Below are 17,617 nucleotides of genomic sequence, written 5' to 3'. Positions count from 1 at the left end.
TACCGGGGCGGCGGTGAGGTTAGGCGCGGCGGAAGGACTCGGCGAGGCGCTCCAAGCCCTCGTCGATCGAGACGGCGGGCTCCCACGCGAGGGCCGCGCGGGTCTCGCGCTGGTCGAACCAGTGCGCGGTCGAGAGCTGTTCGGCGAGGAAGCGCGTCATGGGCGGCTCATCGGCGCCCGGCCGGAACGACCAGAGTGCCTCGACCGCGGCACCCGCTCCGTAGGCGGCCGACGCGGGAACCCTCCAGCGCGGCGGCCGGACCCCCGCGGCGCGGCAGATCCCCTCGAAGAGCTCCGCGATCGTTCGGGGCTCGCCGTTCGTCACGACGAAGGCGCGACCGTGCGCCGCCTCGGCCCGATCAAGGGCCGCGACGAGAGCGGATGCCGCGTTGTCGCGGTACGTCGTATCGATGAGTGCGGCGCCCGAACCCAGCAGGGGCAGGGTTCCGCGCCGCGCCCGCTCGACGATGCGGCCGATGAGCTGCGTGTCGCCGGGACCCCAGACAAGGTGGGGGCGCACCGCGACGACGGCGAAGCCGGGTGCGTCGGCGGCGAGCGCCAGCAGTTCGCCGCGCGCCTTCGTGCGGGCGTAAGGACCGTGGGCTCGCTCGGGGTCGGCGGGGCCAGCCCCCTCCCCCATGATCGGGTCGCCCGAGTGGGCCACAGAGGGCGAGGAGACGTGCACGAAGCGAGTGGCGCCGCCGCGCCGGGCAGCAGCCAACAGTTCCGCCGTGCCCGCGACGTTGGTCGCCTCGAACTCGGCGAGCGGCCCCGCCATCGAAACCTTCGCCGCCAGGTGCACGACCGCGTCGACGCCCGCACACGCCCGCTCGCGAGCCGCGGCATCCGTCACGCTGCCAAGCACGTCCTCGGCGCCTTCGACACCCGACGGCCGGCGTTGCAGCGTGCGCACCTCGTGCCCCGACCCGAGCAGCAGGCGGGCGACATCGCCCCCCAGCGCCCCGCTCGCGCCCGTGACCAGAACCCTCATGCGGGCCTCCCCCGTGCCGGTCTCTTCAGGCGACCGCCCGCGAGCACCGCGCTCGCCCATTCGGCGAGTGCCCCACGGTCGATCTTGGAGTTGTGGCGGATGTCGGTCGGCAGCAGCGGCACGAGCAGCACGGCGGCGAGCGGCAGCCGGGTCGCCGCGCGCAGTCGGCCCGCGAGCTGTGCATCCGCGAGCCGGGGACCGCGCACGGCGGGTTCTGTCTCGGCGACGATCACGAGCTGCTGCGTCCCCCGCGGGCCCACGCCCACGGCGGCCGCACGGCGGATGCCCGGCACCGCCTCCGCCCGCTGCTCGATGCCGACGGGGGTGAGCACGGCCCCATCGGTCACGATCACGTGCGGCAGGCGTCCCTCCACCCAGAGGCGGCCCTGCGCGTCGAGGTGCCCGACGTCGCCCGTGCGGTGCCAGCGTTCGCCGGAGCGGGAGTCCGTGACATCCGCCTCGCTCGCCGCCTGCGTCGCCCACAGCCGGTCGTAGTGATCCTTGAGGTGCGGTGCCGACGCCACGATCTCGCCCGTCACGCCCGGGGCGTTGCTCGGCTCCCCCGTCGCACGGCCACGCTCGTCGAGGGCACTGATCAGCACGCGCGCGGATGCAGCGGGCACGCCGACGCAGACCCCCTCGCCGCTGCCCTCTGCCTCGCGGATGCCCTCCAACGTCACATCCGTCAGCAGGAGGCCCTCCGTCATGCCGTAGGGCGTGTGCACGGATGCCGCGGGCATGAGCCGCGCGACCCGCTCGAGCAGGCGCGGCGAGAGTGGGGCGCCCGCCGAGAGGAGCGTCGTGACCTCCGCGAGCGCCGCGTGGTTCTCGGGACGCAGCCGCTCGGCCGTCGCGAGCACGTTCGTGAGGGCGGCGGGCGAGGCGAAGACGACGCGGGCGCGGGCCGCCGCTGCGGCCTCCGCGACAGCGACCGCCGTCAGGGTCGAGGGCGCCGTGACATCCATGTCGGGTGTGACGGAGGTCGCCCCGAGCGCGGGGCCCAGGAGAGCGAAGGGGGCGAACCCCGCGACAAGGCCGTCGCCGGGCGCGATCTCGTAGCGATCCCGCAAGAGGGCGGCGAGCGCCGAGAGCTGCCCGTGCGTGTAGGCGACACCCTTGGGCGGGCCAGTCGAGCCCGAGGTGAAGAGGATCGCGGCAGGATCGCCGGGGCCTGGCTCGGTCGGCAGGCGCAGGTCGCGTCGACCCACGTCCGCGAGCTCCGTGAGGCTCGCCGTGACGCCGAGCGCACGGGCGACGGGAGTGGCGAGCCGCCGTGTCGAGAAGCGCTGCCCGGGCCAGCCGAGCACCTGCGCCGCCACCAGGGCCCGTTCGATGCCGATGACGTGATCGGGCCACGCCCCCCGCACCGCCCGACTGAGGGCCGCGACGCCGAGCCCCGCGTCGGCGACGACCACGACGGCACCGATGCGCAGGCAGGCGTAGAGCACGGCCGTGAGGTCGGCGCCCGCCGGGACGAGCACCGAGACGCGGTCGCCCCTGCGCACGCCGTGAGCGACGAGCCCCGAGGCGATCTCGTCGACGCGGCGGGCGAGGAGCCGCCAGCTCACACTGCGGGGCCCGGGCGCGCGGCGCGGCGCCATCTCGACGAGGGCCGCCGCGTCGCTGTCGCGGAGGGAGTCGAGCATCGACCACAGGGGCGGGTGGTCGTTGGTGGGCGCGGGTTTCGACACGGCCCTGGCGGGGTGGCTCAACCTGCCTTCGAGCCAGCGGAGAACGATCTCGGCGTAGTCGGCGTCCTCGGCGACGAGATGACCGGCGCCCTCCACGCGGTGCACGTCGGCATGCGGCATCCGCCGGGTCAGGTCGGCGAGGTAGCGGTCGCCGAAAATTGGGTCACGAGGCCCCCACACGAAGAGGGCGGGCACCTCGAGCTCGCGCACGCCCTCCGCGATGCGTTCGAGTTCAGCATGACTCGGATGGCTCTCGTCGACGGGGATGTCGGCGACGAAGTCGCGGATGCCGCGTCGCCGGTCCGCGCTCGCATAGGGCGTCGAATACGCCGACCGCACCTCACGCGGCAGGGGCGGGTGCGCGAGCCGCAGTGTCGTGTCGAGGAAGGCGGTCGTGCGTCTCGTGCCCGTCTCCAGGACGGGCCTCGCGAGGGCGAGCCGGAGCGGGGCCGGAATGCGCGCATCCCCGGGCTGGTGCACGGCCGTGTTGAGCGCCATGACCCCCGCCACCAGTTCGGGGTGGTCGACCGCCCAGCCAAGGGAGATCACGCCGCCCCAGTCGTGTCCCAGCGTGACGACGGGACCCCCGAGCCCCAGTGCGTCCGTCAGTTCGCCCAGGTCGGCCACCCGGTCGGCCAGCCGTCGCATCCGGCCCGTGCGCTCGGAGAACCCCATTTCGAGCTGATCGACCGCGACGACGCGCCAGGCGGGGCCGCCGGCGAGAGCCTGCCGGGTCGCCGCGGCGACGAGACCACGCCAGAGGTACGACCACGTGGGGTTGCCGTGCACGCACAGGATCGTGCCCTGTGGCTCCACGCCGCTCTCGGCGAGAACATGCGCGTTGTCGAGCAGGTGCCACTCGTGCTGCGCTCCACTGCGCGAGGGCACCCGGACCAGACGTGAGAAGCGCGGGTCGAGGCCGGGAAGCCCGGCCGGCGGATGCTGCGCCCCCCGGCTCACCAGGCGATCTCGGTCATCGCGGTGTTGAGGCCCGAGCCCACACCCATGCAGAGCACCCGGTCACCGCGCTTGAGCGAGGGCGCCTCCATCGCAAGCGTGATGGGCAGGGAGGCGGGGCCCACATTGCCGAGGGTCGGATAGGTCACGGGCACCCGCGAACGGTCGAGCTTCGCCGCTTTGATGATGCCGCCCGTGTGCACGGCCGAGACCTGGTGCGTGATGTAGCGGTCCATCGACCCCCAGTCCCAGTCGCGCTTGGCCTCGTTCCATGCGGCCATGACGAGTTCCATGCCGCTCGCGAGGAGCCGCTTCGCGTCGGTGAACATGCCCTTGACGTCACCCACGCAGAGGTTGTGGTGCTCGGTCGCGGAGCGCGTGATGCCCCCGAGGATGCGGTGGCCCTCGGGATGAATGTCGCTCGGCCCCAGGACCGCCGCGGCCGCGCCCGAGCCGAGCGTGAGACTCGCGAACTCCTCCACGAACTCCGCCTTCGTCAGGTCAGAGCCCGACAGCCGCTCCAGGGTGTTGACGTGCAGTTCATCGGCGTCCTCACCATCGACGATGACGGCGTACTTCACCTGCCCCGACTCGATCAACTGTGCCGCGAGCGTCATGCCGTTGACGAAGCCGAGGCACGCGTTCGTCACGTCGAAATTCATGGCCGACGACGGCAACCCCAGACCGTGGTGGATGCTCACCGCGACGGAGGGCTCGAGATGTTTGCGCGTCACGGAGGTGTTGATCATGAGACCGACGTCGGAGGGGTCGACCTGCGCCTCGGCGAGGGCGCGAGCCGCAGCATCCGTCGCCGCCTCGGCGAAATTCATGCTCGAATCCCACTGTCGACGCTCCCGCACCCCCGCCACCCGCTCGAGAAGCCCGCGGGGAAGGCGAAGTCGGCGCAGAGAGGCGCTCAGACGGTCGTCGATCTCCTCGGACGTGACCACGATGGGAGCGGTCGTCGTCGCGATCGAGAGCAGGGAAGTATTCCCATGACGGAATGTGGCATTGCCGCTCACCGGATCGCCTCGCGCTCACTCGTGCTCATACGAGTTGACGCTATGACGAGTGACCTCCGAACTTGCTGGACGTGACCTGAACGGCCGACGGCGAGAGGGCGAGCGGATGCTACGCCGTGACGACCTCGGGAGTGCCGACCTCGCCCGCCGGCATCTCCTCCGCAAGCCGCGCGGCCTCCTCGATGAGGGTTGCGACGATTTCGGACTCGGGGACTGTCTTGATGACTTCGCCCTTGACGAAGATCTGGCCCTTGCCGTTGCCCGAGGCGACCCCGAGGTCGGCCTCCCTGGCCTCACCGGGGCCGTTGACGACACAGCCCATGACGGCGACCCGCAGCGGCACCGTCACGTGCTTGAGGCCCTCCGTGACCTCCTCCGCGAGCGTGTAGACGTCGACCTGCGCTCGGCCGCAGCTGGGGCAGGAGACGATCTCGAGCTTCTTCTCGCGCAGGCCGAGCGACTGCAGGATCTGCAACCCCACCTTGACCTCCTCGACGGGCGGTGCGCTCAGCGAAACGCGGATCGTGTCGCCGATGCCCTCCCCCAGGAGGATGCCGAAGGCGGTCGCCGACTTGATGGTGCCCTGGAAGGCGGGCCCCGCCTCCGTCACCCCGAGGTGGAGCGGCCAGTCGCCGCGCTCGGCGAGCAGGCGGTAGGCCTTGACCATCGTGACGGGGTCGTTGTGCTTGACCGAGATCTTGAAATCGTGGAAGTCGTGCTCCTCGAAGAGACTCGCCTCCCACACGGCGCTCTCCACGAGCGCCTCGGGGGTCGCCTTGCCGTACTTCTCCAGCAGGCGACGGTCGAGCGAACCGGCGTTGACGCCGATGCGGATGCTCACGCCCGCCTCCTTGGCCCGCTTGGCGATCTCCCCCACCTGGTCGTCGAACTTCTTGATGTTGCCCGGGTTGACGCGCACGGCGCCGACGCCCGCGTCGATCGCCGCATAGACGTAGCGGGGCTGGAAGTGGATGTCGGCGACGACGGGGATCTGGCTCTTCTTGGCGATGATCTTGAGGGCGTCGGCATCCTCCTGGTGAGGCACCGCGACGCGCACGATGTCGCACCCCGCGGCCGTGAGCTCGGCGATCTGCTGCAGCGTCGCGTTGATGTTGGTCGTCTGCGTCGTCGTCATCGACTGCACGCTCACAGGCGCATCGCCGCCCACCAGCACGTTGCCGACGGAGAACTGGCGCGTCTTGCGACGCGGGGAGAGGACCTGGGGGGTTCTCGGCATTCCGAGGTTGATGGCAGCCACGAGGCCAGTCTACTTCGGGGCGAATGCGCCGCGTCTGAGCACGCGGGAGTCCTCACTTGCTAGCCTCAGATGGTCACCACCGAGGCTGAAGGAGCACCCCCATGACCAACGAGGTCGTCATCGTCGCCGCCGCCCGCACACCGCAGGGCAAGATCCTCGGTCAGCTCGCACCGCTCAGCGCCGTGCAGCTCGGCACTGTCGCCGTGAAGGCCGCCATCGAGCGCTCCGGCCTCAGCGCCGATGCCGTGCAGGCCGTCATCATGGGCCAGGTGCTGCAGGCGGGCGCAGGGCAGAATCCTGCCCGCCAGACCTCCATCGCCGCCGGTATCGGTTGGGACGTGCCCGCCGTCACCATCAACAAGGTCTGCCTTTCCGGGCTCTCCGCCATCATCGATGGCGCCCGCATGATCCGACTCGGCGAGGTCGACGTCGTCGTCGCGGGAGGTCAGGAATCGATGACCAACGCGCCCCACGTGCTGCCCGGATCGCGCAAGGGCTGGACCTACGGCTCCATGCAGGCCGTCGACAGCGCCGCGAACGACGGACTGACAGACGCCTTCGACAAGGAGTCCATGGGACTCTCGACCGAGCGGCACAACGGCAAGCTCGGACTCAGCCGCGGAGAGCAGGACGAGATCGCTGCCCGCTCCCACCAGCGCGCCGCCGCCGCCCGCGACGAGGGCCTCTTCGCCGCCGAGATCGCTCCCGTCGAGATAGCGGGACGCAAGGGCGACGTGACCACCCTGACGGATGACGAGGGCGTCCGACCCGACAGCACCCCCGAGACGCTCGGCAAGCTCCGCCCCGCCTTCACGAGCGACGGGACCATCACCGCCGGAAACTCCTCGCCCCTGAGCGACGGCGCCGCCGCCGTCGTGCTCACGAGCCGCGCCTACGCGGAAGAGAAGGGACTCACCATCCTCGCGGTGCTCGGCGAGCACGGGCAGACCGCGGGCCCCGACAACTCGCTGCACTCCCAGCCCTCGCGCTCGATCGCCGCGGCACTGCGCAAGGCCGGGTGGGAGGCATCCGAACTCGACCACATCGAGATCAACGAGGCCTTCGCGGCCGTCTCGGCGCAGTCGATGCGCGACCTCGAGCTCGACCCCGCCGTCGTGAACCCGCACGGTGGAGCCATCTCGATCGGCCACCCCATCGGAGCCTCGGGCGCGCGGCTCGTCGTGCACGCCGCCCACGAACTCGCGCGGCGCGGAGGCGGCCGCGCGGCCGTCGCCCTCTGCGGTGGGGGCGGGCAGGGCGACGCGCTGCTGCTGAGCCTCTAGACGATGAGCCTCTAGAAGAGCGTGATGGGCTTGACGATGTCAGCGTAGATGAGCAGGGCGCTCATGCCGCCGAGGAGCACGACGACCGTGAGCGTCAGCGGGATGAGTTTGGCCGTGTCCACCGGTCCCGGGTCGCGCCGCCCGAAGAGCTTCGCGAGCCTGCGCCGCAGGCCCTCCCACAGCGCGCCGATCACATGCCCGCCATCAAGCGGCATGAGCGGCACCAGGTTGAAGACGAAGAGGGCGACATTGACGGATGCCACGAGGCCGACCAGATAGCTCAGTCGCTCCACGATCGGAATCGTGTCGATTGTCGTGATCTCCCCCGCGATGCGCCCGACCCCTACGACCGAGAGCGGCCCATTGGGGTCGCGTTCCTCGGGCCCGAACGCCGCCTCCGCGACATCGATGAGACGCTGCGGCAGATTGAGGATGACGTTCGCGACCGCTACCGTGTTGTCCCACACCTGTGGGAACGCGGCCGTCACGGGCTGCTGCGTGAGCTCATAGGCGGCTGTGATGCCGACCATCCCCACCTGCTCCGTGAGCAGCTCCCCGTCGGCGCCCTCGACGGGCTGCCCCTCCTCGTCGAAGACGTAGCGTTCGTTGAGGAACGGGGTCACCTCGAGGCTCTCTCGCTCCCCCTCCCGCTCGACCACGAGCTCAAGGGTCTCCCCCGGTGATTCCCGGAAGACGGCGCTCGCCTGCTCCCACGAGGTCACGGGCTCCCCGTCGATGCTCACCATGCGGTCGCCCGGCAAGACCCCCGCCTCCGCCGCGGGCGCGGCCGGGGCATCCGCATCGCACTCGTCCTGCGTGGACCCCGCAGGCACCATGCATTCGCTCACCGAGCCAACCGTGGTGCTGGGCTGCTGCACACCGAAGACCGAAAGGACGACCATGAACAGCACCGTCGCGATCACGAGATTCATGAAGGGGCCGCCGAGCATGATGATGACCCGCTTGTAGACGGGCAGCCGATAGAAGGCCCGCTCCTGCTCGCCCGGCTCGACCGTCTCGGCGCTCGCGTCGCGGGCATCCTGCACGAGCGTCTGGAAGAACCCCGTGCTGGACTCGCGGGCACGGCCCCCCTCGGCCGCGGGTGGATACATGCCCGACATCGCGACAAAGCCGCCCAGTGGGAGCGCTTTGACGCCGTACTCGGTCTCGCCGCGACGACGCGACCAGATCGTGGGTCCGAAGCCGATCATGAACTTGCTCACCCGCACGCCGAAGAGCTTCGCCGGCACGAGATGACCCACCTCGTGCAGCGCGATCGACACCGCGAGGCCGACAAGGACGACGAGGATGCCGATGATGTAAAGGAGGACGGGTTCCACCGGCAAAGGATACCGCCCGGATGGTCGGTACCCGCTGTGTCCCGTCGAGCCTGACCCTGTGCGGAACCCGATAGCGGGGCTACCCTGAGCGCGAGCCAGAGGAGGGGTGCGCGCAACGTGACAACGGTGCATGGCGAAGGAGCGCTGCTCAGTGGCCGATACCGCCTGGGACCCGTGCTGGGACACGGTGGAATGTCGACCGTGCGCCGCGCACGCGACGAATCTTTGGGCCGCGATGTGGCGATCAAGGTCTTCAGCCACGGCCTCGCGGATGCCGAGACCCTCGCCCGTCACCGGGACGAGGTGCAGCTTCTCGCCAGCATGAGCCACCCCGGTCTCGTCACCCTCTTCGACGCCGCAACTGAGGAAGAGACCGACGCGGCATACCTCGTGATGGAACTCGTCGAAGGCGATGACCTGCGCCGCCGCCTCGATGACGGTCCGCTGCCGCCCGCAGAGGTTGCCGTCATCGGCCGACAGGTCGCAGAGGCGCTCGCCTACACACACTCGCGCGGAGTCATCCACCGCGACGTCAAACCCGGCAACATCCTGCTGCCCCGCCGCGAGGCCGAACCCACGGGCGTGCCCGCCAAGCTCGCCGACTTCGGCATCGCACGCATCATCGACGGGGCCCGCCTCACCGCGACCGGTACCGTCATCGGCACGGCGGGGTACTTCTCGCCCGAGCAGGCGCTCGGGCAGCCGCTCACGGGCTCGAGCGACATCTACGCCCTCGGCCTCGTGCTGCTCGAGGCGCTCACCGGCGAGCGCGCCTTCCCCGGATCTGCCGAAGAGTCCATGGCGGCTCGCATTGCCCGCGACCCGCACATCCCCTCCGAACTCGGCGCAGACTGGGTGGCGCTCCTCACCCAAATGACCGCGAGAGAAGCGGAGCGCCGCCCCGACGGCCTCGAGGTCGCCGAGCACCTCTCCCAGCTCGTAGGGAAGCCCTCCGCCGTGCTCACCGAGGAGCACACCGAGCCGCTCGATCCCACTCGGCGCTATCCCCCCGCGGAGGCACCCTCCGACGCTGCGGACAGCGCCTCTACCGCGAGCGCGGGACCGGACGGCGGCAGCGACCGTCGTCGGCGACGCCCCGCGCTCATCACGGCACTCACCGCGGCGCTCGTCATCGCACTCCTCGTCGTGATCGTCACGGCAGTGAGATTGCAGGCGGGCAACGAGGCGCCCGCGATCCCGGACTATCCCGCGGTCGAGGGCCCCCTGGCCGAGAGCATCCAGCAGTTGCAGAGGAGCGTGGAACCGTGAACGCGCCCCGACCGCTCCAGTGGGGACCGGCCGCCGCCGGCGTCCTCGCGCTCACCATCGGCCTCGCCGGCTGCGCGCCCACGAGCGACTACGACCCGGGCGCCGCCGAGCGCCTGCAAGAGAGGGTGCTCGCGGTCACGACAGCCGCAGCATCCGCCGACGACACGGGCCTGCTGAGCTCCCTCGACCGGCTCGAGGTCGAGCTGCACGACGCCCGGGCACGCGGTCAGATCACGCAGACTCGCTTCGACGCAGTCATGGCAGCGATCGCCCTCGTACGCGCCGAAGCGGAGGCTGCGACAGCCGCGGAGGAGCCGGCGCCGACGGTCGAGCCGACCGACCCGGCCAGCAGCGTCGACGTCGAGAGCGGTGGCGGTGGCGGTGGCGAGGAGAACGGTTCCGGCCGTCCCGAGGATGCAGGACCGCCCGAGAATCCCGGTCAGGGGAATGGCCGGAACAACGGGAATGGGAACGGCTGACGAGCCGAGCTGACGGGGCAGTCGTCAGCGTGCGATGAGCCGCTCCGCCTCCGCGCGCGCCTGCCGCTCCGCCTCAAGCACTCCCTCGAGGGTCATCTCGACCGTCTCGTGCGCGTCGACCACCCGCTCGACAACCTCGAGAATGTCGAGATATCCGATCCGTCCCGCGTGGAACGCCTGCACCGCCTGCTCGTTCGCGGCATTGAACACGGCCGGGAACGTGCCCCCCGAGCGTCCCACGCGCTTCGCCAACTCCACCGCGGGGAAGGCCTCATCGTCGAGCGGCTCGAAGGTCCACTCCTGCGCCGTAGTCCAATCCAGGGGAACGCCCACGCCGGGCACCCGGTGCGGCCAGTCGAGGCCCAGTGAGATCGGCAAGCGCATGTCCGGTGGCGACGCCTGCGCGATCGTCGAACCATCGACGAACTCGACCATCGAGTGCACGATCGACTGCGGATGCACCGTCACCTCGATGTCGTCGAAGGGCACCCCGAAGAGCAGGTGGGCCTCGATCACCTCGAGGCCCTTGTTGACGAGGGTCGAGGAGTTCGTGGTGACGACGAGCCCCATGTCCCAGGTGGGGTGCGCGAGGGCTTCCCCAGGCGTCACGGATGCCAGCTGCTCACGGCTGCGGCCGCGGAACGGTCCACCCGACGCCGTCAACACGAGCCGCCGCACCTCGCCCGCGGCACCCGAGGCGAGGGCCTGGGCGATCGCGGAATGCTCCGAGTCGACGGGGACGATCTGGCCGGGGCCCGCAGCATCCGTCACGAGGGAGCCGCCGACGATCAGGCTCTCCTTGTTGGCGAGAGCGAGCGTCGCCCCCGAGCGCAGTGCCGCAAGGGTGGGACCGAGACCGACTGAACCGGTGATGCCGTTGAGCACCACATCGGCCTCGACCGACTCGACCAGACGTGCCGCGTCCTCGGCGCCGAGCGCGGTCTCCCGCACACCGAACCTCTCCGCCTGTGCCGCCACGGCCTCGGCATTGCGCCCCGCTGCCAGCCCCACGACCTCAAAGCGGTCGCGGTTGGACTCGATCACCTCGAGCGCCTGCACACCGATGGACCCCGTCGACCCGAGGATGATGACACGGCGCATGGGACCCCTTTCTGCGGAGCTTCGATTCAGGTCGTGGCGAGGATGTCGACGACATACACGAGCGTGTCGGTGCCCGTGACGGAGGAGGACACATCGCCATCGGCACCGTACCCGTAGGCGGGAGGCACGATCACGAGCAGCCGCGAGCCCGTCGGCTGACCTACGAGGGACTGAGCCACCCCCGGGAGAAGCTCGGACATGGCGAAACGGGTCGGCTGGGCGACACTCCAGTTTTCCTCCACCGAGAGGCCGTTGCGCCAGAGGACGGCCCGGTAGCGCAGATATACATCCGAACCCGAGCGCACGGTGGGGCCGGAGCCGAGCAGGAGCGTCGAGGAGATGAGCTCCGTGGGGGGCGGAGCGGCCGGAATCGCGACAACGGGTGCCCCGTCCACCTCCTCCACGACGGGTAGTGAACCCTCCTGCGTCTGAGGTTCCCCATTGGCGCGATCCAGCGCGACGGCCACGATGTCGAAGACATAGACAATCGGATCGGAGAGCCCGAGCCCGAGCGCAAGCCCGGACTCCGCCATTCCGTCGTCGGGGTGAACGACGGCAGCAACCCGCGACCCCACGGTGGAGCACAGGAGTGCGCGCCGGAGACCCGGCATAGCCGATTCGCCGTCGAGAGTGAGAACCGTGTGACCGACCCCGGGGGCGCCGTAGCCCGTCACCTCGAGGGGGTCTCCCGTCGCGCCGTTGAACGCCACGAAATCCACCGTGACGGTCGCGCCGAGCACGACGGTGGCACCGTCACCCTCGACGAGCACGCTTCGCTCGGTCGTCACGGGACTCACGGGTGCATCGAACTGCACCTCTGGCCGCGAAAAGAGCTCGCCCTCCGCGCTCACGCTCCGCGCCGCCGCACCCTCCGGAGCACACCCGGGCGCGGCATCCTCGACCTCTGGCGGAGACTGGCAGCCCGCGAGCAGCACGGCGCCCGTCAGGGCAAACGCAACGGCGGCCCCGGCACGGTATGACCTCATGCCCCTGCCACCCGGATGACCGGCTCATGCTCGACGGGAAAGTTGACGGATGCCGCGATGAAGCACTTGGTGCTCGCCTCATGGTGCGCATCCCGCGCCCGCTCCACCATGTCCTCGCTCTCGACCGTGACGACGGGGCGCAACGTCACTGAGGTGAAACGCCCTCCCCCATCCTCGCTCTGGCGCATCGTACCGACGGCCGAATCCGTGTAGGCCGTCACAACCACGCCGCGGGACGACGCGACGTGGAGATAACTGAGCAGGTGGCACTGACTGAGAGCGGAGAGGAGGAGCTCCTCGGGGTTCCACCGGGAGGCGTCACCGTGGAACGCACGGTCGGAGGAACCCTCGATGGAAGGCTTCCCCTCCGCCGAGACCGTGTGATCGCGGCCGTACGCGCGGTAGTGGCTGGTGCCGGTGCCCCGATTGCCGGTCCACTCGACGGACACAGCGTAGTGGTGTTCGAGGTTCACCCCTCCACCCTACGCCGCCCGCGGTCGCCTAGGCGCCGTACTTGCGGCGCAGGTCTGCCTTGCGGATCTTGCCGCTCGCGGTCCGCGGGAACTCATCGACGAAGAGGACGTTCTTGGGCACCTTGAAGCGGGCAAGACGCCCCTGGAGGTGACGGCGCACGTCCTCGGCGCTCAACTCACGGCCCTCGCGAAGTGAAACGATCGCCCACGGCACCTCGCCCCAGCGCTCGTCGGGCACGCCGATGACCGCGACGTCACCGACCGCGTCGATCTCCCGGATCGCCTGCTCCACCTGAGCCGGGTAGATGTTCTCACCACCGGAGATGATCATGTCCTTGAGCCGGTCGGAGATTGTGAGGAATCCGTCGTCGTCAAGGTAGCCGATGTCGCCCGTGCGGAACCAGCCATCCGGCGCGTAGGCCTCGGATGTGGCATCCGGACGGTTCCAGTACTCACGGATGACGTTGGGCCCCGACACCTGGATCTCTCCAGGCTCGCCGACCTCGGCCGGGCGGCCCTCCTCGTCGACGACCCGCATAGAGGTGAAGAAGTGCGGAAGGCCCGCCGAGCCGGCTTTCTCGCGGCTCCGCGCTGCCGGAATGCTCGTGATGCCCGGCGCCGTCTCAGTCATGCCATAGCCGCCCGAGAAGCGCAGCCCCCGCTCCTCGAAGGCGTCGATGACGCGGATGGGGACGGCGGAGCCGCCACAGGTCAGCTGGCGGAGCGACGAGAGGTCGGTGGACTCCCACAACGGGTGCTCGCTCAGCATCTGATAGGTCGTCGGCACGCCGCTCATGCTCGTGACTCTGTGGCGCTGGATAACGTCGAGCACGCGGCCCGGATCGAATCGCGGCTCGAGCACGAGCGTCCCGCCCTTGAGCAGGGTCGGCAGGACCCCCATTCCGAGCGAGGCCACATGGAAGAGCGGCGAGATCATGAGTGCGACCTCAGTGCTCTGGTAGTCGTAGTCGATGATGACGTTGATCGCGTTCCACGTGAGGTTGCCGTGCGTGAGGAGGGCACCCTTGGGGTTGCCCGTCGTGCCCGATGTGTAAAGGATGATCGCCGGATCGTCGAGCCCCACCGCGACGTCGATCGACTCGGGGTTCGCCGCGGCCAGGACCTCCTCGAAGGACTCGAGGACCGCGTCATCCGCCCCCGGCTCGTCGTCGTCCTCGCCACCTACGACTGGCACTGAGGCGGTGATGGCGGCACCGAGCGCGGTGTCGTCGACGACGATGCGGTGAGTCACGGGAGTACCACGCAGGGCCGCCGCCGCGACGACCGTGAGGCTCTTTGGATGGATGAGGATTCTGCTGCCCGAGTCGGTCAGGCCGAAGGCGAGTTCCGGCGCGGCAAGGCGCGCATTGAGCGGAACGAAGATGGCCCCGAGGGTTGCGGCCGCTAAGAGCGTCTCGAGGAACGCGACATGATTCTCGCCGAAGTAAGCGACGCGGTCTCCTTGAGAGATTCCGCGCTCGCGCAAGGCAGCAGCGAGTCGCTCCACCCGGTCGAGAAGCTCGCGGTAACTTGTGCTCTTCTCGGCGAAGATGACGGCGGGCTTATCGCCCGACTTCTCGCGTCGGCGTTCGAGCCACGAACCGATGCCTTGATTCAGCAATGAACCCACCCTTCGGACCCGCCCCTGCGAATCCAGACCACGTCGTCCGACCCCACGGTCGAGATTCTCACGGTATTTTCAATCATTGAGTTTGTCAACTAATGCGACTCGCTGAGGGTAGTTGCCCGCGGAGCACCTCGCCCGACGGCGCGAGCCGCCAGACGCCGCCCGGCACACGCGAGAGCGGCGGGGGCAGGAGACTCAGGCCGGATACGAGACGGAACTCGCTCGGGCTGCACCGGTCGAAGAGCACCTCACTCCGCTGGCGCGCAATCGCGAAGGCGCTCCACGCGGCCTGCCACGCGTGAGGGTCGCCGACGGCGACGGGGAGGGAGGCTCCCCCGGCGAGGCGATCCGCCAGCTCTCCGGGAGCACACATGCTCTCCCCCGCTCCGAGCGCGCGCAGGAGATCGCGCAGGGCTGCGGGTCGCGTCGTCACGATCGCGGCGACGCCCGACCCCGAAAGGTCGACACCGCTGCGCGTGTGCATCCGAGCCAGCGGAGTTGATGGCAGCGGCTCCGACACGAGCTGCACCTCGTTCCCCTGCCAGCGCGCGCGACCCGGCACGGCACCCGCGAGGAACCCAGCGCCCTCGCCGCCCGCCATCACGTGCTCCTGGCGGGACGGCAACCGAAGGATCAAGCGCGAGTCGAAGAGCCCCGCTGCCGTCTGGACGCCCGGTGTCAGGCGCTGCACTGAAGCCGCCACATGAACCCCGGTCGCAGGCCCTTCGCGCAGTACGGCCGTCAGGTTCTCGAGGAACGCCGCGGCATAGGGCTCAGGGAAGCGGGGCAGGAGAGCGTCGAGGTCGTCCAGGAGGGCGAGGACGGGCGAAACGCCGCGGTCGCCGCGAGAGAGCGCGAGGACGATATCCCAGGCCTCCTCGATGTCGCCGCCGATCGGCATCACGTCGAGTGACTCCCGTCGGGCCGCCGCGGCAAGGGCGGCGAGCGCCGTCGACTTGCCTGAGCCCAGCCCGCCGATCACGAGCAGGTGGCCGTCGCGGCGCGGTCGCCACACGGCAGGGACCTGCCGCTGCTCCTGCGGAAGATCGAGCAGGCCAAAGCGGATGCCGCGTTCCCCCCGCTGCGACGCGGTGCCGGAATGACCCGCCGGTTCGACGCCATCGGCGGCGATCTCATCGACCGCGCGCCAGTCGAGCCGCTCCGGGAGGGGCGGCAGCCACGGTCGACGCGGAAGAGCCACTCCGGCCCAGCGTTCGGCGACGGCAGCCGCCCCTCCGGGCGCCGCACGGGCGACCTGGGCAAGAACGGCGGTGCCGCCGGCGACGCTCACGAGGCAGCGCCCGGCCGGCTCGCGCGGCAGCGCGGCGGCGTCATCCGTGCCGATCACGGCAGTGCTGTCGTGGCCACTGTTGACGCGCAGGGAGAGCCGCAGGGCGCAGTTGGCCATGAGGGAGTCACGGACGACGCCCGCGGGTCGCTGGGTGCACAGGATGAGGTGCACCCCGAGCGACCGCCCGCGCGCCGCGATGTCGGCGAAGACGGCGTGTAGCTCGGGAAAGTCGCTCAGCATCGCCGCGAACTCGTCCACGACGACCACGAGCCGGGGAAGCAGGCCGTCGTCGAGGTCCTCGATTGCCCGCGCGCCCCGACGAGCCAGGACCTGTTCCCTGTGCCGCAACTCCGCACTGAGGCTTTCGAGGGCGCGGCCCGCGGTCACCCGGTCGAGATCCGTGATCAGGCCGACGCAGTGGGGCAACGCCGCGAGCTCCCCGAATGAGGAGCCTCCCTTGAAGTCGACGAGCAGGAACGTGACCCGCTGCGGCGAGGCGGAGCGCGCCAACGCGAGCACCCACGAGATGAGGAGCTCGCTCTTGCCGCTGCCCGTTGTGCCGCCCACGACGGCGTGCGGCCCCTCCGCCACGAGATCCACGACGAGCGGCCCCTCTGCCGCGATCGCGAAGGCTGCGGGAAGCCCTGCCTGCTCGCCGTCGGGCTGGCCTATCGAGGCGAGTTCCGCGAAGGAGGGCACCCCGCCCGCCCCGAGCATCATGCCTTCCGCCCGCGCCGCCGCCGCCAGCGTGGCGGCAAAGCGGCCGGCGTCGAGTGCAGAGACGAAATCGGCGCGGAATCGGCGCGGCACGACCGCGAGGCCGTCGGCGTCACGCATTCCGAGTTGCGGGTGCCGCAGCATCCGCACCTCGCCGCCCGAGACCTCGAGGCCGACGCGGCATTCACGAGGCAGCTCATCCGCGCTCTCCGCCACGACGACCGGTATCGAGACGGATCCCTCATGCCGGGAACCTGCGCGCTCGGTGAAGTCGATGCGCAGGGAAGCGGGCGGCGCCGCGGCGGGCTCGACATGAGGAAGCTCGGCATGCCACCCCTCGAAGCCGCCCCGCGCGACAAAAGTGCCGGGCGGAAGCGCATCCGCGAGCTGTAGGACGAGCGAGCGTGCGAGCGCGAACGCAGCGACCCGCGCGCCGCACACGCCGACGCCCAGCCGCGCGTCGACAGTGACGGGAGCGCCCGTGAGAAGTGCCGCCTCCTCGCGCAGCTCGAGGAGCACGCGCCCCACCGGCTCACCGGCACGGTCCTTTCGCCCCCGTCGACGCGCTCCCCGCCCGAGCGCCCGGCTCAGGCCGGGAGGGACGCCATCCGCCCACTCCGTCTCGTGCTCCGACGCTCCGCTCAGCCGCACCTCGCTCGGCCGCTCGCCCACGCCCAGCACAAGGGGAAGAGGCCCGCCCTGGTACCTCCAGCGCTCGGCGTCGTGGAGGGCCACGGGGATCAGCCGACTCGGCGCCCGGGCAGCCCGCCACAGAGCCTCCCGCAGCCGATCGTGCTCGCGCTCGATCCGCCCCCGGGTGGCCGCGACATCCGCGCGGAAGCGCTCGTGTTCACGCCGCGAGCGCCGCCGCCCCTGAAGGCGCGCATCGACGAGGCTGCCGAGCGCGATGAGCGGACCCAGGAATGCGAACAGGAGAGCAAAGGGAGACCGCGTCACGACCCACATGCCGAGCGCCGCCACGACTGGCGCGAGGGTCGCGAGGAGCGGGAACGAATACGGCGGTGGAGGCTCCGGCGGGCGGGGCAGCGGGATGTCACGGGGTGCTGTCACGGGGACCACGACACCATGTCGCGGCCCGCGTCGATCGCGATCGAGCCCTGCTCCGTGGAAG

At 70.5% G+C, this 17,617-nt stretch carries 13 protein-coding genes; 3 read left to right on the top strand and 10 right to left on the bottom strand.

What is annotated here, in order from left to right; genetic code table 11:
* Window positions 1-19: 19 nt before the first annotated feature.
* The 4 genes from OH146_RS13060 to ispG form a co-directional block, all read right to left on the bottom strand.
* A complete protein-coding gene (locus tag OH146_RS13060; protein WP_265161484.1) occupies window positions 20-991 on the bottom strand; it encodes an NAD-dependent epimerase/dehydratase family protein in 972 nt (323 codons plus the stop codon).
* Window positions 988-3,642, bottom strand: coding sequence for an alpha/beta fold hydrolase (locus OH146_RS13055; RefSeq protein ID WP_265161482.1), 2,655 nt, complete (start codon window positions 3,640-3,642; stop codon window positions 988-990). Before OH146_RS13055 ends, OH146_RS13060 begins: the two co-directional genes overlap by 4 nt.
* Complete coding sequence (locus OH146_RS13050) at window positions 3,639-4,661, bottom strand: 3-oxoacyl-ACP synthase III (protein ID WP_265161480.1); 1,023 nt, start codon at window positions 4,659-4,661, stop codon at window positions 3,639-3,641. The genes OH146_RS13055 and OH146_RS13050 overlap by 4 nt, the downstream gene beginning before the upstream one ends.
* Window positions 4,662-4,770: 109 nt before the next feature.
* On the bottom strand, window positions 4,771-5,919 hold the full coding sequence (gene ispG / locus OH146_RS13045) for a flavodoxin-dependent (E)-4-hydroxy-3-methylbut-2-enyl-diphosphate synthase (RefSeq protein WP_265161478.1): 1,149 nt from the start codon (window positions 5,917-5,919) through the stop codon (window positions 4,771-4,773).
* Between the two features lie 101 nt (window positions 5,920-6,020).
* Between ispG and OH146_RS13040 the strand changes: the two genes are divergently transcribed.
* Window positions 6,021-7,202 (top strand): acetyl-CoA C-acetyltransferase, encoded by a 1,182-nt coding sequence (locus OH146_RS13040; RefSeq protein WP_265161476.1) that lies wholly within the window; start codon window positions 6,021-6,023, stop codon window positions 7,200-7,202.
* 11 nt (window positions 7,203-7,213) lie between these two features.
* Here the strand turns inward: OH146_RS13040 and OH146_RS13035 are convergent, their stop codons facing one another.
* Window positions 7,214-8,542 carry a M50 family metallopeptidase gene (locus OH146_RS13035; protein ID WP_265161474.1) on the bottom strand — a complete coding sequence of 443 codons (1,329 nt, stop codon included), beginning with the start codon at window positions 8,540-8,542 and terminating at the stop codon, window positions 7,214-7,216.
* 117 nt (window positions 8,543-8,659) lie between these two features.
* On the opposite strand from OH146_RS13035, the gene OH146_RS13030 reads away from it, so the two are divergent.
* Together OH146_RS13030 and OH146_RS13025 are read left to right on the top strand one after the other, a co-directional pair.
* A complete protein-coding gene (locus tag OH146_RS13030) occupies window positions 8,660-9,811 on the top strand; it encodes a serine/threonine-protein kinase (RefSeq protein WP_265161472.1) in 1,152 nt (383 codons plus the stop codon).
* On the top strand, window positions 9,808-10,290 hold the full coding sequence (locus tag OH146_RS13025; RefSeq protein WP_265161470.1) for a hypothetical protein: 483 nt from the start codon (window positions 9,808-9,810) through the stop codon (window positions 10,288-10,290). The genes OH146_RS13030 and OH146_RS13025 overlap by 4 nt, the downstream gene beginning before the upstream one ends.
* A 24-nt stretch (window positions 10,291-10,314) precedes the next feature.
* Here the strand turns inward: OH146_RS13025 and dxr are convergent, their stop codons facing one another.
* From dxr to OH146_RS14040, 5 genes are all read right to left on the bottom strand, one after another.
* A complete protein-coding gene (gene dxr, locus OH146_RS13020) occupies window positions 10,315-11,391 on the bottom strand; it encodes a 1-deoxy-D-xylulose-5-phosphate reductoisomerase (RefSeq protein ID WP_265161468.1) in 1,077 nt (358 codons plus the stop codon).
* A gap of 26 nt (window positions 11,392-11,417) precedes the next feature.
* Complete coding sequence (locus OH146_RS13015) at window positions 11,418-12,377, bottom strand: FKBP-type peptidyl-prolyl cis-trans isomerase (protein ID WP_265161466.1); 960 nt, start codon at window positions 12,375-12,377, stop codon at window positions 11,418-11,420.
* A complete protein-coding gene (locus tag OH146_RS13010) occupies window positions 12,374-12,850 on the bottom strand; it encodes an OsmC family protein (RefSeq protein ID WP_265161464.1) in 477 nt (158 codons plus the stop codon). Before OH146_RS13010 ends, OH146_RS13015 begins: the two co-directional genes overlap by 4 nt.
* 28 nt (window positions 12,851-12,878) lie before the next feature.
* Window positions 12,879-14,471, bottom strand: a complete 1,593-nt coding sequence (locus tag OH146_RS13005) for an acyl-CoA synthetase (protein ID WP_265161461.1) — start codon at window positions 14,469-14,471, stop codon at window positions 12,879-12,881.
* Window positions 14,472-14,565: 94 nt separating this feature from the next.
* Window positions 14,566-17,556, bottom strand: a complete 2,991-nt coding sequence (locus OH146_RS14040) for an FtsK/SpoIIIE domain-containing protein (protein WP_265161459.1) — start codon at window positions 17,554-17,556, stop codon at window positions 14,566-14,568.
* Window positions 17,557-17,617: the final 61 nt, after the last annotated feature.

Source organism: Homoserinimonas sedimenticola, from assembly GCF_026094475.1.
Lineage (GTDB): Bacteria > Actinomycetota > Actinomycetes > Actinomycetales > Microbacteriaceae > Homoserinimonas > Homoserinimonas sedimenticola.
This window is presented reverse-complemented; position numbering and strand designations above follow the sequence as displayed.

What these genes read in the sequence shown, in the direction of transcription:
- OH146_RS13015 (WP_265161466.1), bottom strand. Translation starts at nt 12,377, where the DNA reads ATGAGGTCATACCGTGCCGGGGCCGCCGTTGCGTTTGCCCTGACGGGC.
- OH146_RS13040 (WP_265161476.1), top strand. Translation starts at nt 6,021, where the DNA reads ATGACCAACGAGGTCGTCATCGTCGCCGCCGCCCGCACACCGCAGGGC.
- dxr (WP_265161468.1), bottom strand. Translation starts at nt 11,391, where the DNA reads ATGCGCCGTGTCATCATCCTCGGGTCGACGGGGTCCATCGGTGTGCAG.
- OH146_RS13060 (WP_265161484.1), bottom strand. Translation starts at nt 991, where the DNA reads ATGAGGGTTCTGGTCACGGGCGCGAGCGGGGCGCTGGGGGGCGATGTC.